Origin of the sequence: Paenibacillus jiangxiensis (assembly GCF_046098255.1) — a bacterium.
Taxonomy (GTDB): Bacteria; Bacillota; Bacilli; order Paenibacillales; family Paenibacillaceae; genus Paenibacillus; species Paenibacillus jiagnxiensis.
The window spans coordinates 104,571-118,073 of record NZ_JBJURI010000017.1; the positions used below are offsets into that span (position 1 = coordinate 104,571).

Consider the following 13,503-nt stretch of genomic DNA (forward strand, 5'->3'; position numbering starts at 1 on the left):
ACCAAGGAGGCCGCCTTTTCACAGGCAATACAAAATCAGAAGGTCAAGATGCCCAGTTTATCAAGGAGCATCATAGCTCACAAGATAAGGCTGAAGCTCGGTATTGTAATGACCGATGCTATATTCAACGACCTGGCCGTCGGCACTGTAGGAGTATCGGATACGCTTAAGCGTAGAAGCTCCTTCCGGAATGCCAAGCAATTGCCCGGTTTCAACGCTTGCCGTACCGACGGTAAACGCATCACGAAACCGCTCCAGGCTGATATCATTTTCTTCAATCAGGTCATACAGTGACTGCATATCTGCATGTTCATCCCCTGTAACAGCAACGGCAGAGGGATCAAGGTAATGCACATAATGAATATATGGTTTACCATCTAACAGATATAACCTCTCAATACGCAGGCAGCGCTCCCCGAAAAGCTGGAACGGCTCGGATTGCGCATCATTGGTTACCATTTCCGAACCGAGCAGCTTCTTCTCCATCCGATGGCCTTCGTCAACGAGAATTTCCGTGAACCTTTTTCCTTTGGACAACCGGGACAGGGAGCGGTTCCGGATCACTGTCGTGCCTACACCGCTTCGTTTTTCCAGATAACCCTCCTGGCATAATTCCTGCACCGCATTGCGGACTGTCACCTTGCTGACGCCAAACTCTTTTTCCAGCTGCGGCTCGGACGGAATGATCGTTCCCAGGGGGTAAATGCCGTGCAATATCCGGTCTTTCACGATTTTCTTGATTTGCAGATATAACGGCCCATTTTTGCGCGTAATGGACAATCCGCGTCACTACCTTTCCACGTCAGGCATCATTTGAGTCATAGCCTTCAAGACTTCGGCCTCGGATGCATTCGGCGTATCTCCGGACACGGTATGTGCCAGCGCCGCGGCGGCTGCGGCAAAGTCAACAGTGTGCTTCGCGGAGAAGTTCTGAATTTCTCCGTGAATGATGCCGCTCGCATATGCATCTCCCGCCCCTATACGATCATACACCATAAAGGTGAGCGTGTCCGAAAATTCAAACTGTCCGTCTTTATAAATATACCCCTGCAGGGAGTGGCTGTTATCCCGGTTAATGGACCGGTGTGTCCCCGCGGCCACTGAAATACCGAATTTGCTTGCAACCTGCGGGATCAAGTCCAGCAGCTGCTCCTTCCGCTCAGTAGCATGTGTTTCCAGCCCGAGAATATGCAGCGCATCTTTTTCATTCATCATGACGACATCTGCCAAAGCGAGCATCTCCTCATAATGAGGTTTGGCCAGCGCATAACCACCGTCACCCCACAGGGATGGGCGGTAATTACAGTCGAAGACGACCTTGCCGCCCGCCTGCTTCACTGCTGCGGCCAGTTTTTTCATATGCCCACGTACCGTGTCGTTCATCGCCAGCGTAATTCCGCAGAAATGCATGATATCCACGTTCCCGGCAATGTCCACCGGATCGTAGTTGTCCGCGAGAGCCTGGTTAAAGCTGCTGCCCAGCCGGTCCGTATACGTCACTCTGCTCGGGCGCATGCCGAATCCGTTCTCCAGAAAATACATGCCAACAAATCTTCCGCCCCGCCGGATCAGCGAGGTGGACACCCCCAGCTTGCGCAAATACGCCATGGCCGCTTCCCCCAGCGGATTGTCAGGCAGCGTCGTGACCAGGTAACCCGTATGGCCAAAACGTGCCAGGGCGGACACAATATTGACTCCCGTTCCCGAAAAGGTATACCGGAGCGCATCCGCCTGTGCCAGTGTGTCATACCCGGGCACCTGCAGCCGCATCATCACTTCCCCAAATGCGGCTACACGTTTATTCATATTGATCCACCAGCTTTTTCATCGTTTCGTACAGGAACTGTACGTCCTTGACGTTTGTGCTGCCAGTGTCCTTATCGATGATGGATGAATACACATGCGGGATCACCTGCGGAACACCAGCTTCAAGCGCAATACGCAGGATCTCTTCGAAATTGTCCAGATCGATGCCGCCTGTCGGCTCGAGGGCAAAACCTTCCTCGCCGCATGCCTGCGCCACCGCCCGGAATTCATCCTCCAGCTTCAGCCCCTGCATCGGGAAATATTTCAGCGCATTGCCGCCCATATCGCGCACGAGCGCAATCGCTGCTTTCACAGGCACGATGGCGTGTTCGGACAAAGCCGCACTGACAGGGCCTGTCGAAATATTCACATAGCCGGGACGGCCGCATGGAGATACAAGACTGTTAATCCAGCTGTCACGGTTTCCCAGATTGGCGCGGGTAGCTCCAACGGCTGTGAACACCTGGTTGATGTGTGTGCCGCCATAACTTTTCGCAATTTCCGCCACGACAGCCGCCTGCCGGTTGTCCCCGGCCCCAAGGCCGATGGACACGGCGTCCTCGATGGCCGCTCCATATTCCTTCATGGCAGCGACAGCCGTCTCCGCATCCGGATAGTTTTTGGACAATACACCGACAATGACATGGCCTTCAGCGGCTTCGTACACTTCACGGGCGTTCTCAATGCTTCCTGCCAGCACATTAAGCGCAGCGCGGTTTTTGTAAAGACGTTTTTCCATCAAAGACATATTATTTTCCTCCCACAATTTCCTGAATTCTCGATACGATCACCTGGATGTCATCCCCTTGGAAGGAGCGCGCATCCAGATCGAAGTATCCCTGCCGTACTCCATAGTCGCGTGTATAGATGGCAATCTGCCCTTCACGCAATTGATCATTCATCTGCTTGGCATCGATGCCGGCCTCGGCTGCGTTAATCTGGATCCGTCCGCGGAAAATCGCTCTGCCTGCCTCGTCCTGCACGATGCCCACGCGGACACCCGGCAGCTCATTCAATACCATCAAGGCCTGAAGCGATTCTTTCTCCTGCTCGCTCTTATCCTCCTTGCGGATATATTCGTCGAGCGCCTGCAGCAGGCCAAATGTCGATTCCTTGCCAACCTTCATGCTGCGCCCGATGCCGTGCAGCTGCACCTTCAGCCACTCAATATATTGGCGCTTGCCGGCGACAATGCCGGAGGTCGGTCCTTCAATGGCTTTGGAGCCGCTGTAAATGGCCAGATCGGATACCTTGACATATTTATAAATATCCTCTTCCGCCGCCGCATCCACGATGAGCGGTACACCCCGCCGCTGCGCGACTTCCCAGGCTTCCTCCACGGAGATCATGTTCTTTTGCACACTGTGATGGGATTTTACATATAAAATAGCGGCCGTCTGATAGTTTATGGCGTCTTCGATATGCTCCTTCCGGCCTTCATTGGCATAGCCCACTTCGACGAGCTTTCCTCCGCCCAGATACACCATCGTCTCCACAGGAGCGCCATACTGTACGTTATGTCCCTTCAGGATAATGATTTCATTCTTGGCAATGGGGTCCTGGTGAAGCCGTTCGCTCAGGCGTTTGTTGCCCTGGGTCACTATGGCCGCAACCGACAGTGCAATGCCACTGGAAGCCGAGTTGACGACGACAGCCGCCTCTGAGCCCAAAATTTGCGCGATATGGTCGCCGGCTTTATTCACCAGGTCAGCAATCTCCACATACTGCTGCCCGCCGGTCTTCATCGCTTCCATTACCGTATCCGTAGGTGCTGAGACGCCCAGAATACTCATGCGGCCGCTGGCGTTAATGACCCGTTTCAATCCGTATTTAGCAAGTAAAGAATGATCCATGAATGACAGCTCCTTTAGCTTCAATATATTGGTCCGCAGTTCGTTCCTCGCCTTCAGAATCGACAAGCACAATCGGCTCCTGCTTGACGGCAAACAGCGTCAGGTTGGCATCGTCCCCGACCTGAATGCGGCCGAGCTCGGGCCTGCCCAGCCAGTCTGCCGCTTTGACGGTGACGGCATGAATAACCTCTTCCAGGCTGTAGCCCAGATACAAAAACTTGGACAGCACGTTCGCCATACTGTAGACCGGTCCGTTCAGACGGTTGCCCCGGTAAATGTCGGTGCTGATCGTGTCAGGCTGAATGCCGTTTTGCTTGGCGTGCTCGGCGACCCGGAATGAGAAGCTCGCCGAGCCGTGGCCGACATCCAGATGTACTCCCCGCTTGACCGCATCCACCAGCACAGACAGCGGCTTACCGGCTTCATCGAACAGATTGTTCGGCTTGCCGTTCAGATAGTGGGTGACCACGTCCCCTTTGGCGAGCAGAGGGATCACCTCTTCGATTTGCGGCGGAGCCGAGCCGATATGCACCATCAGGTGCAGTCCGTTTTCCTCCGACAGCTCACGCGCCAGCTGCAGCGGCCGAATACCGCTGTCCTTCACCACACTGCGGCTGATACGCGCCTTCAGGCCGACAATGAAGTCCGGATACAGAGTGACAGCCTCCCTGACCTTTTCCTTGTCGATCCACTCCAGCTGGGACAGCTCATCCACCCGCTGCAATCCGATGTGCGAGATATTCAGAAATGCAAAACAGCGGGTGTTCGCTGCTGCCGCGCTTGCTTGCAGCTCCCCGATCCGGTCAGCGCCGCAGCTCCCTGCATCGATGATCGTCGTCACTCCCTGCTTGACGCCAATCTCGTCGATCTCGTCCCCATACGGATCAAACTCCGGAAAAGCATGCACATGCATGTCGATCCAGCCGCTGGATACGTACAGCCCAGTGCCGTCAAAACCATCGCTTCCCGGCAGCGAGCCTCCCTGGGCAATCTCCGCAATCATCCCGTTCTCGACAGCAATATCGGCGGTCTGTCCATTGACAAATTTCACATTGCGAATGACCAAACGTTCAGACATGTACTCCTTCCTTCCCGAACGGCCTCCCATCCTTCATAAGGCGATAGCTTGTTTGGCTCCCTCTCTTACCGGAGCAGCCGCTCTTTATAGATCAACAATACCACATCTTGAGCGAGAAAAGAATATAACGTTATAATGTTTAGGTGAATTTTTTTATGCGCCCGTTCAACCATTATTATCTTCCCATCATTAATGCCTCGTCTATACTGACGTTGAGCGTGAAGGGACAGTCTATTTATTATTTAAGACAGGAAAAATCGGACTTTCAAAAAACGATGAAATGTGGGAACAGCAATTCTAGATAAAAAAAAAGCCATGCATATGTGTTCTCGCATACATGGCTAATTTGACATTTTCATTACCTTACGATTCTTTGAAGGTGAAAATTTCTACACCTGCACTATCACTATCTTCACCGCTCATAATTATTTTAAATGTATTATTCGCGTTTAATTTCCCAGGAGTAAATATATATCTATATCCACCAGGAGCACCAGACCTCTCCTCAACCGCCTCACCCGTTGTCACATTTATAATAGTCCAGTTTATGGTTGGCATTTTATCAGTAAGTTCCTTAATATCAATGGCCAAGGTTTCTCCGTTCTTGACAATGAAACTTTTCCCTATCTGTTTACCTTGTCCCCCGTCTATATTTCTATTAAGCTTAACTTTTTGATTGAAGATATTTACTATTTTGTCCCTTTTGTCATAACGGGTTAATGGTTTCTCGCCCAACTGGTCCCCATTATTATTGGTCCTGAATTCAAATTGAAAATTCTTTGCCTCTGTAACACTCTGGATAATAATCGCTCCCTCCTTTATAAGTTCATTAATAAAAGCTGTATGGTCATATTTCGTGCTCTTAAACTTTAATTCAAATGAGATCTGATTGCGAACCATTCGCTCAATGACTGGATCGTCCTTGTAGGAAGCTGCTTCTGGAGAAAAGGCAACAGTAACGGTTTTCCCTTCAATAGCTAAAGTCTTCTGTTTCAATCCTGCATTTTTTGATCTCCATTCACGAGTGATCTTATAATAGGACTCGCTGCGGTTGAATAAATCAACCTTTAATCCATCGGCATCGATAAAAAAAGGAGCTTCCTTGACACGAACTTGAACCTTTTCTGAAGATTGTTGTTTTCCAAGAGTACTACGAACGTTTTGTTCAAGCGTTTTAGAAGGATTGTAGTAAGTTTTAAGGGCACCTGCATTTTCAGTGAGCTGTTTTGGTGTTTCTGCAAAGACGAGAGAAGTCGCTGAAATAGAGGCCAATACTATGGCACATATCATTAAAATACCTAATAATTTCCTTTCACTTGAGGATGATCCCATGATTAGCTCAAACCTCCTATACAATTGCTTTTTATTCTTGACCAAATTGTTGCTTAAAAATGGTGTTGCTCGTGAAGCAAAGGATAATATCATTTCACTGTATTTTTTTTTCTCGCTCATTTTCATTTGTTTTGTTAACTTCTCGTCACAAGAGTATTCACAAGCTTCGTTTAAGTTTGTAACAATTAAGTAAGTTATAGGATTAAACCAATGCAACGAATTGATTAGAACGGCTAATAATTTAATCCATACGTCGCCCTGCTTATAATGGTTCAATTCATGCAGGATAGCTAACTTGTAGTCTTCTTCATCTATATGCTGATCTGGGATGACAATGGCAGGTTTAATAAATCCAATTAACATGGGGGAGTAAACACGATGACTTTTTATAACATTCAAACAATCCGCATGATCTATTGGGCTTTGATGGATCACCTGTCGTTTAAATCGAAAGTAACTTATCAAACTGCGAGACAACATAAATATAAAACCACAAGCCCAAATAAACTTAATCCAGTTTTCGAGAGAAATTATGGATATACTTTGGCTTAAAAACGAAAGCATATGCTCATGGTCAGGTTTTGGAGCAGGAGATGCTTTGTATGATTCTATTTCTGTCTGACGGATCGTATCCCTCGATTCATTTTCCAAAAGAACATTGTGAATTATATCGTTGGAAAAATGGTAAGGGATTGAAATCCGTATAGGCAGGACAAACAACAACAAAGTCATTGTACATACTAAGTAATAGCCACTTCCACCCAGCCTTCTAATCCATAATCTTTTAAACAGGATTAGAAAAAGAGCCACCAGACTCCCTGTAACAGACGTAGAGACCAACCAGTTAATCATTCTCAATCGCCTTCTTGTTAATAAACTTTTTAAGTTCTTCTATGTCTTCCTTTGTTAATTCTTCGTCTTTAAACAAAGTATTAATTAAGCTTAGTGCCGATCCTTTGTGAATCGAATGGATAAACTGCTTAGTTTGCATCTTTTGATATTCTTCCTCGCTGATTTTCGCCCAGTATTCGTGTGCGTGGGAGCGGCCAAGCTTGACAGAGCTCAACACACCTTTGTCAATTAAGCGTCCAGCAAGGGTGACAACAGTCGTAACCTTTTTATTGGGCAGCTTCTCAACAATGTCTTTGGTTGTCATTCTTCGCCCACTATCCCAAATTACACGCATAATTTCCATCTCCGCAGCCGTAATATGAATTATCTCCATCCCCTTTCGTTTCAACGTTATGTTTTTCATTATACACATCATTGAAACGAAATCAATTTTTTTATTTCGACAAAAAAAGGCCCCGGCTTCACAATTAGTGAAGCTTGAGGCCCTCTGGAATGTTTTGTCCGTATAAGTACAACTCGCTTGGAATAAAAATTATTCTGTTTCGATAGAGAAGCTTGCTGATTTCGAAGCATTTTCTGAAGTGCTGACTTTAACTGCATAGCTATAGTATTCATAACCATCGCCGGGTTCAAAAGTAATTTCCGAGTTTCCACCTACATTAGGAATCCAATCCGTCCACATTCCATTTGTCGCTGCCGCAGCAACATTTACAGTAGGCATAGTACTTGGCAGGCTCCCCACAGTAATAATGGCTGTTGTATCCGGACCAATTACAAAATCCTTGCCGAGTTGTTTGCCATTCGTACCGGCTGCATTCGAGATTGGAACGTTAACATTCCCTGACCAGGAATAGGAAAATGGTTTAACTGCATTCTCTCTGTCTGCAATTTCTTCATCAGTCAAATAATGAATCTTATACTTTAATCCGTTGGGAAGCACTCCTTCTCTGTCTTGTCTGTCCGTTTCTGAAGCAAACGCACTCACAGACAAAGCAAAGAGTAGCACCAAAGATAACATTAGAGTAAACACATTTCTAATTTTCATTTTTAGAACTCTCCTTTTCTGATTTTTCGTTCAGTTAACCAATAGTTTTAATCGACTTAATAACGGCAGAAGCTATGCATATTTCCAACTCTTTTTAGCTATAATCCCCCCCTTATGAATTTCTGATTTATGATAACTGTTCACATCAAATCCTATGTAGCGTAATTGTTAAGTATTAAGAACAGTTAGCACCTCGATTAATAAGTCTCAAACCATCAGCTATTATAGCCTGCAACTTAACTTTTCCTTTCACTATAATTGACACCCCCAATCTATTAATTGCAACAGGTTTTCGGAATTTTTTTCTGAACAAAGTATTGATTGGCTTGGTAAAAAACAATGCTCACTTTCCTTAAGAAAGAGAGCATCTTAGTGAATTTTTTATAGCTGGTTTAGGAACTCAATACCTCTCTTCATGAGAGTAAGAATGAATCGTTTCAATGACCGAACCATTCCTTAATACTTTAGTGGTATTTATAACCCTATACGTATATCCTGAGCTTACATAATATTTCTTCTCAAAAACATGCGAACCGATCCCTGAAAAAGATTGAGTCCACGACTTTACATCTGTCCATGTATTACTACCGCTTTCCTTTCGTTGCAATATTAGAGTTATGGAAGTATCGTAATCCTCATATATTTTTAAAGACCCACTACTGTATGCTAGACCATTATTTTCAATAGATAACGAGACTGTTGTTGCTGAAATATAATCATAATATGGAATAATAATTTTCTCATCATCCCCTGCCGCAACAATAGATGTCCCTAGTATTAATACAGAAACAAAAGATAAACATAGTGTAGCAATAAGTTGTTTTTTCAAGCAAATTCCTCCTCATATAAGTTGTTCTTATATAAAGGACAACTCTCATTAAGGTGTTGCAACATCTTTTTCTATTTAACTTTAATACTTTCTCCGATACGGATTAAATCATTTTTAGAAATCGAATTTGAGTTTGAACTAATATAAAAAACTCGTTCATTATTACTCCAAATTAACGAAATGATATTGACTTTTTTACTATAAAAACCTTTGTGCCCTTGGACAGAGACATCACTTACCACATCAGTCTCCTCCGAATCAACGTTTGTTATCACATGTCCAGTAGATTGTTCAAAGATAATGATCTCATTCTTGCGGTTCTTGTAAGTTGCGGTTAAGGAACTCTTAATTCTCTGCACTTGGTACAGTTCATATTCGAAAGGTACTTCAATGATGAATTCCCCTTCACGAAATTTACTGGTTTCATTATCTCTCATTTTTACTAAACGTACTTCAGCATGGTCAACTTTTATATCAACAAAAAAGTTATATAGCTTTATTCTGAAGGCCTCTACAGAAACTACAGAAACAGAGAAAGTTGCAACAAAGAGTAAAAAAACTATGGCAATCCTAGTACCTACCTTTTTATTCAATGTTTTCATCAGTCGTTTCCTATTATATTGGAAGTCCAATTTTCTTTTAAATGCCTTTCTACTGGCTTCCGAAGGAAGATGAGATTTATCCTTTTTGAGCAATTCATTTTCCTTAAGTAAATTCTCTCCATGCTCTTCTGCATATCTATCCAGGGCCATCCGGATAATAAGTTCCTCATACTCTTCTTTCATTTTCCTTCTATCCGTATGTAATTTCATTTGCTGCCTCCGGCCCTTTTTTTAGAAGTAGTTTCATCGCTCTGCGTCTTGCTCTTGTTAAATAAGAGCGAACATTTGCTGTTTGAATCCCTAAAGTGACTGCTATCTCTTTATCGCTTAGCTCCAAAATATACTTATTGTATAATAAGAGTCGATCACGTTCAGACAATCCTCTAATGGCTAGCCCAATTTGCCGATATTCCTCCTTAAGGTTGTACATTTCTTCAAGACTAGGCTGATCATCAACGATCCATTCAACACCGTCATCTTTTGTATTTAGAACAGTTCTGTCAGTTTTCCTCTTTCGTTGTTTTATGTAGTTGAGAGTAATGTTCTGAACTGTCTGTACAAGGTAAGAAACTTGTTTACGAGGTTCTAAAGACTTTAAAGTTTGAACTTTATCGATCAACCTCACGAACGCTTCCTGTATTAAATCATCTACAATGTTGTAATCATGTGAGATTTCAAACGCTTTCCTTTTCATTATAGGATAATATTTTTCATACAACTCGGTTAAAAATACCTCATCCTCTTTACTTTCAGTAGTAGATATAATGAAGAAAAACACAGCTCCTCCTCCTCTTCATACAACAAAGCTTAATGGTATAAAATCACATAGAAAAATCACATAGTTTCAAAAACTACCTCACCACCTTAAAAATGAAACTCGAATCATAAAATTTTAGTAATATTTACCTACCAGTTCACCTTAATCATAGACTATTTACCTCATATTGTAAACTGCAATACTAGATTCAGTATTACTTTATTCAAACTCTGCTATTTATAAATTAATGATGAAAAGGGGCTTCTGTCGAAGGTCCGGCTCAGGCTCTCCTTTGGATTTTACTCACCCTCTTGCTCTCAAGCTCTAAACGGATGCTCCCGGACCATCTGGATAAAATTCTGCGCTGCGGCAGGTAATTCCTCATGTTTACGTGTACACACAGCGATCGTATTCTTCATGTGCACCCCTTCCACCTCAACCCGGCACAGCTCCCCGCGCTCCACATAATCCCTGACGACCAGGGACGACACAAAGTTCGCACCGTACCCGGCAATCACGGCCGTAATCGCCTCATGCAGCCCGTTAAATTGCAGGGAAATGGTAGGAGCGGGCGCATTGTATGTACGGCATAGGGAAAATAATCGCTCCCGCGTCGAGCTACCTTCCTCCCGCATGACAAAGGGCTCCTTCATCATTTCGGTCAAAGACACCTTCCGGTTGGCATAGCGATGATTGGGGGCGACCACGAACCACAGCTCATCCTGAAAAAGCTCCTCCGCCTGTACCGTATCCGGATATTCCTCAGGTCTTCCACCGTAAACGGCGATGTCCGCCTCCAGGTTCAGAAGCTGCTCCAAAGCGCCGCTGGAGTTCGTTGTGGTGATCTTCATTTCTACCTGTTCATACTGCTTTTTGAATTGGGCAAGCCAGGCGGGCATGAGAAAATGTGCAGGCAAATAAGTAGCAGCGATTCGAATCGAGCCAACAGTCCCGCTGCGATATTCCTGCACAAAACGCTCCATTTGCTGTTCGACCGCGAACAATCTCTTGGCCAGGACAGATAGCTGCTCACCGGCATCTGTCAGGGCAATCCCTCTACCCTGAGGCTGGATGAGCGTGAGGGACAGCTCCTTTTCAAATTTCTTGATCTGGGCTGTTATCGCAGGCTGGCTGATATTAAGCGCGTCAGAGGCGCGCGTAACGCTCCCTGTAGCGGCAATGACGTGAAAAAGGCGCAATGCGTGCAAATTCATGTAGACAACTCCGTTTCCTCGATTTATATAATAAATGTATAGTAAGAGCAAAAACATATATTATATTTATAACTTTAACGGAAATATAATGAATTCGAAAGGAAAAATCAAATAAGGAGCAGTGGTCGATATGAGCCAGTCAAACACATGGTCTAAGGTAGACGAGTATATTGGAGAGAAACTGATTGCGCATGACCCCATTCTGGAACAGGTGCTTGAGGCCAATCGGCAGGCTGATCTGCCGGCAATCGATGTATCTCCATGCCAGGGAAAGCTGCTGTCCCTGCTGGCGCAAATGGCAGGTGCCAAACGAATTCTGGAAATCGGCACTCTGGGGGGCTACAGTACCATCTGGATGGCCAGAACGCTTCCTGCTGACGGGAAAATTGTGACACTGGAGCTGGACCCGCGCCATGCGCAGGTGGCCAGAGCCAATTTCGCCCTTGCAGGCCTGGAGGAAAAGGTGGATTTGCGCCTGGGCAATGCCTTGGAGCAGCTTGCTCAGTTGGATCAGGAAGGCACTGAACCCTTTGATCTGATCTTCATTGATGCCGACAAACCCAACAATCCGGCTTATCTGCGGTGGGCACTCCATTTTTCACATCCTGGCACGGTAATCATCGGCGACAATGTCATCCGGGAAGGCGAAATTATAAATAAGCACAGCACTGACCCCAGAATTCACGGGGTGCGTGCCTTTTATGACCTCCTGGCGGATGAACCCCGAATCAATGCCACGGCCATGCAGACGGTTGGAAGCAAAGGCTATGACGGCTTTGTGCTGGGACTTGTAACCGGCTGACACTAGCTTCACAAATCCATCTCTTTGCCTGTCTCCATATTCCGCAGATTGTTCCGATTTATGAAGTAATGACTTGAAATGAGAACATATGTTCTGTATAATTACTTTAGCAAACTTGGGATAAATGAAGAATTTCTTTCTATGGAGATACGGACATGGATGACAACTTTATTAAGCAGCTCCGCAAGACCGGTCGTAACGACAAACAGCGTTCCGAGCTGCTTATCAGAGGCATGAAAGCTGCGCTGCAGGAACGCAAGGAAGAGAACAGACTCAAGAGATGGATCAGGATGTACCGGGATAAGAAACGGCTGACCCGCAAGTTCAAGTCCTGATACCTCGTTCCTGAAATCTTATATTTCCGAGATACCAAAAAGGGCCGCTGTCTCAGCGGCCAACTTGTTTTTCTGCGATTCTGCATTGAAACGGGCCAGCCGCAGAATGACTGGCCTTATGTCTCTATTCAGCTTGCATCCCGGCTCGAATGGACTGCAGATAACGGCGTGCGGATTTGCGGTACAAGGAAGTCCACAAGATGGCCATGCCTATAAAACCGTACATCACCAGACTTGAAACGGCCAGAAACGAGGTGATGGAAAGCGTATATACCAGCACCCCTTTTACCGCAGCCTCTGCCACCAACGCAATCCCCCAGCCTAGCGTCATGATACGGAATACTTTGCGAATATAGGACAGCTTCCAATTCTCTGCAAAGGAGGACTGCCGATCCGGGTTGTCTCCAACGGTAAACCGCAGCGCGAAATGATAAATTAACGGTTTTTCCAGGAGCAAAGAGCCTAAAAAGAACATCCCCATAATTCCCGTTACAAAGGATTCTCGCAGCAGAATCAGCTTCTCGCTGCCCCCAAGCAGCGTTGCCAGAAGACTCAGAATAAAACCAGCAGCCATAAATGCCGCGAAAATATCGAGCTTTCTGCGCACAATAAGATGATACAGCGTATCACCAAGAGGAATAAGCATGGCAATCATCAAAGCTGTTGTATTGGATGTCCTTCCTTCCAGCAGCTTGTAAATGAGCAAGGGCAGTACCCCATTAATAACGAACGCTATAACTACTCCTTTAAACACCTTTTTGCGGTTCATGATGAAAGGCCCCTTTCTGCCATATTTAACGATCACGCGGTTTTAATGCTTCAATCATCAGCTTCATAACTTCCTGTGGTGCCGTATGCTGCTGCTCCGGACGGTCGGTTTGTAAATGGACAACAAAAATATTCTCCTTTGTCAGCTGCCTTGAGAGGATTCTGCAATGATTTGGGATGAATCTTCTATCGGCTGCAAAGCCGGATGTTCCATAATGAACACAAGCTTA

At 45.6% G+C, this 13,503-nt stretch carries 15 protein-coding genes; 2 read left to right on the forward strand and 13 right to left on the reverse strand.

The features are described 5' to 3' along the window. Positions 1–60 precede the first annotated feature (60 nt). The 12 genes from ACI1P2_RS17255 to ACI1P2_RS17310 all read right to left on the reverse strand — a co-directional run bounded on the left by ACI1P2_RS17255 (position 61) and on the right by ACI1P2_RS17310 (position 11,368). A complete protein-coding gene (locus ACI1P2_RS17255) occupies positions 61–780 on the reverse strand; it encodes a GntR family transcriptional regulator (RefSeq protein ID WP_355321089.1) in 720 nt (239 codons plus the stop codon). 9 nt (positions 781–789) lie between these two features. Further along, the gene (locus ACI1P2_RS17260) at positions 790–1,806 is read right to left on the reverse strand and encodes a sugar kinase (protein ID WP_355321090.1); all 1,017 of its coding nucleotides are present in this window, start codon (positions 1,804–1,806) and stop codon (positions 790–792) included. Continuing rightward, complete coding sequence (gene dagF / locus ACI1P2_RS17265) at positions 1,799–2,554, reverse strand: 2-dehydro-3-deoxy-phosphogluconate aldolase (RefSeq protein WP_355321091.1); 756 nt, start codon at positions 2,552–2,554, stop codon at positions 1,799–1,801. The genes ACI1P2_RS17260 and dagF overlap by 8 nt, the downstream gene beginning before the upstream one ends. Before the next feature lies 1 nt (position 2,555). Beyond that, positions 2,556–3,659, reverse strand: a complete 1,104-nt coding sequence (locus ACI1P2_RS17270) for a DgaE family pyridoxal phosphate-dependent ammonia lyase (protein WP_355321092.1) — start codon at positions 3,657–3,659, stop codon at positions 2,556–2,558. Then, a complete protein-coding gene (locus ACI1P2_RS17275; protein ID WP_355321093.1) occupies positions 3,637–4,737 on the reverse strand; it encodes an amidohydrolase/deacetylase family metallohydrolase in 1,101 nt (366 codons plus the stop codon). The genes ACI1P2_RS17270 and ACI1P2_RS17275 overlap by 23 nt, the downstream gene beginning before the upstream one ends. 363 nt (positions 4,738–5,100) lie before the next feature. Next, a complete protein-coding gene (locus ACI1P2_RS17280) occupies positions 5,101–6,921 on the reverse strand; it encodes a M56 family metallopeptidase (protein WP_355321094.1) in 1,821 nt (606 codons plus the stop codon). Next, positions 6,914–7,324 carry a BlaI/MecI/CopY family transcriptional regulator gene (locus ACI1P2_RS17285; RefSeq protein ID WP_408976258.1) on the reverse strand — a complete coding sequence of 137 codons (411 nt, stop codon included), beginning with the start codon at positions 7,322–7,324 and terminating at the stop codon, positions 6,914–6,916. The genes ACI1P2_RS17280 and ACI1P2_RS17285 overlap by 8 nt, the downstream gene beginning before the upstream one ends. A gap of 129 nt (positions 7,325–7,453) precedes the next feature. Beyond that, positions 7,454–7,966 (reverse strand): hypothetical protein, encoded by a 513-nt coding sequence (locus ACI1P2_RS17290; protein WP_355321096.1) that lies wholly within the window; start codon positions 7,964–7,966, stop codon positions 7,454–7,456. A 400-nt stretch (positions 7,967–8,366) separates the two neighbouring features. Continuing rightward, entirely contained in the window at positions 8,367–8,795 is a 429-nt protein-coding gene (locus ACI1P2_RS17295; protein ID WP_355321097.1) for a hypothetical protein, read from the reverse strand. 71 nt (positions 8,796–8,866) lie between these two features. Continuing rightward, on the reverse strand, positions 8,867–9,607 hold the full coding sequence (locus tag ACI1P2_RS17300; RefSeq protein ID WP_408976259.1) for a DUF4367 domain-containing protein: 741 nt from the start codon (positions 9,605–9,607) through the stop codon (positions 8,867–8,869). Further along, positions 9,588–10,175, reverse strand: a complete 588-nt coding sequence (locus ACI1P2_RS17305; protein ID WP_355321099.1) for an RNA polymerase sigma factor — start codon at positions 10,173–10,175, stop codon at positions 9,588–9,590. Before ACI1P2_RS17305 ends, ACI1P2_RS17300 begins: the two co-directional genes overlap by 20 nt. Before the next feature lie 296 nt (positions 10,176–10,471). Further along, positions 10,472–11,368, reverse strand: a complete 897-nt coding sequence (locus ACI1P2_RS17310; RefSeq protein ID WP_355321100.1) for a LysR family transcriptional regulator — start codon at positions 11,366–11,368, stop codon at positions 10,472–10,474. A 130-nt stretch (positions 11,369–11,498) separates the two neighbouring features. On the opposite strand from ACI1P2_RS17310, the gene ACI1P2_RS17315 reads away from it, so the two are divergent. Together ACI1P2_RS17315 and ACI1P2_RS17320 are read left to right on the forward strand one after the other, a co-directional pair. Beyond that, positions 11,499–12,170, forward strand: a complete 672-nt coding sequence (locus ACI1P2_RS17315) for an O-methyltransferase (protein ID WP_355321101.1) — start codon at positions 11,499–11,501, stop codon at positions 12,168–12,170. Between the two features lie 155 nt (positions 12,171–12,325). Beyond that, a complete protein-coding gene (locus tag ACI1P2_RS17320; RefSeq protein ID WP_355321102.1) occupies positions 12,326–12,505 on the forward strand; it encodes a hypothetical protein in 180 nt (59 codons plus the stop codon). A 124-nt stretch (positions 12,506–12,629) separates the two neighbouring features. Here the strand turns inward: ACI1P2_RS17320 and ACI1P2_RS17325 are convergent, their stop codons facing one another. Further along, a complete protein-coding gene (locus tag ACI1P2_RS17325; RefSeq protein ID WP_355321103.1) occupies positions 12,630–13,274 on the reverse strand; it encodes a VC0807 family protein in 645 nt (214 codons plus the stop codon). Between the last annotated feature and the right edge of the window lie 229 nt (positions 13,275–13,503).

What these genes read in the sequence shown, in the direction of transcription:
- ACI1P2_RS17275 (WP_355321093.1), bottom strand. Translation starts at nt 4,737, where the DNA reads ATGTCTGAACGTTTGGTCATTCGCAATGTGAAATTTGTCAATGGACAG.
- ACI1P2_RS17270 (WP_355321092.1), bottom strand. Translation starts at nt 3,659, where the DNA reads ATGGATCATTCTTTACTTGCTAAATACGGATTGAAACGGGTCATTAAC.
- ACI1P2_RS17280 (WP_355321094.1), bottom strand. Translation starts at nt 6,921, where the DNA reads ATGATTAACTGGTTGGTCTCTACGTCTGTTACAGGGAGTCTGGTGGCT.
- ACI1P2_RS17320 (WP_355321102.1), top strand. Translation starts at nt 12,326, where the DNA reads ATGGATGACAACTTTATTAAGCAGCTCCGCAAGACCGGTCGTAACGAC.
- ACI1P2_RS17315 (WP_355321101.1), top strand. Translation starts at nt 11,499, where the DNA reads ATGAGCCAGTCAAACACATGGTCTAAGGTAGACGAGTATATTGGAGAG.
- ACI1P2_RS17290 (WP_355321096.1), bottom strand. Translation starts at nt 7,966, where the DNA reads ATGAAAATTAGAAATGTGTTTACTCTAATGTTATCTTTGGTGCTACTC.
- ACI1P2_RS17260 (WP_355321090.1), bottom strand. Translation starts at nt 1,806, where the DNA reads ATGAATAAACGTGTAGCCGCATTTGGGGAAGTGATGATGCGGCTGCAG.
- ACI1P2_RS17310 (WP_355321100.1), bottom strand. Translation starts at nt 11,368, where the DNA reads ATGAATTTGCACGCATTGCGCCTTTTTCACGTCATTGCCGCTACAGGG.
- ACI1P2_RS17325 (WP_355321103.1), bottom strand. Translation starts at nt 13,274, where the DNA reads ATGAACCGCAAAAAGGTGTTTAAAGGAGTAGTTATAGCGTTCGTTATT.
- ACI1P2_RS17285 (WP_408976258.1), bottom strand. Translation starts at nt 7,324, where the DNA reads ATGAAAAACATAACGTTGAAACGAAAGGGGATGGAGATAATTCATATT.
- ACI1P2_RS17300 (WP_408976259.1), bottom strand. Translation starts at nt 9,607, where the DNA reads ATGAAATTACATACGGATAGAAGGAAAATGAAAGAAGAGTATGAGGAA.
- dagF (WP_355321091.1), bottom strand. Translation starts at nt 2,554, where the DNA reads ATGTCTTTGATGGAAAAACGTCTTTACAAAAACCGCGCTGCGCTTAAT.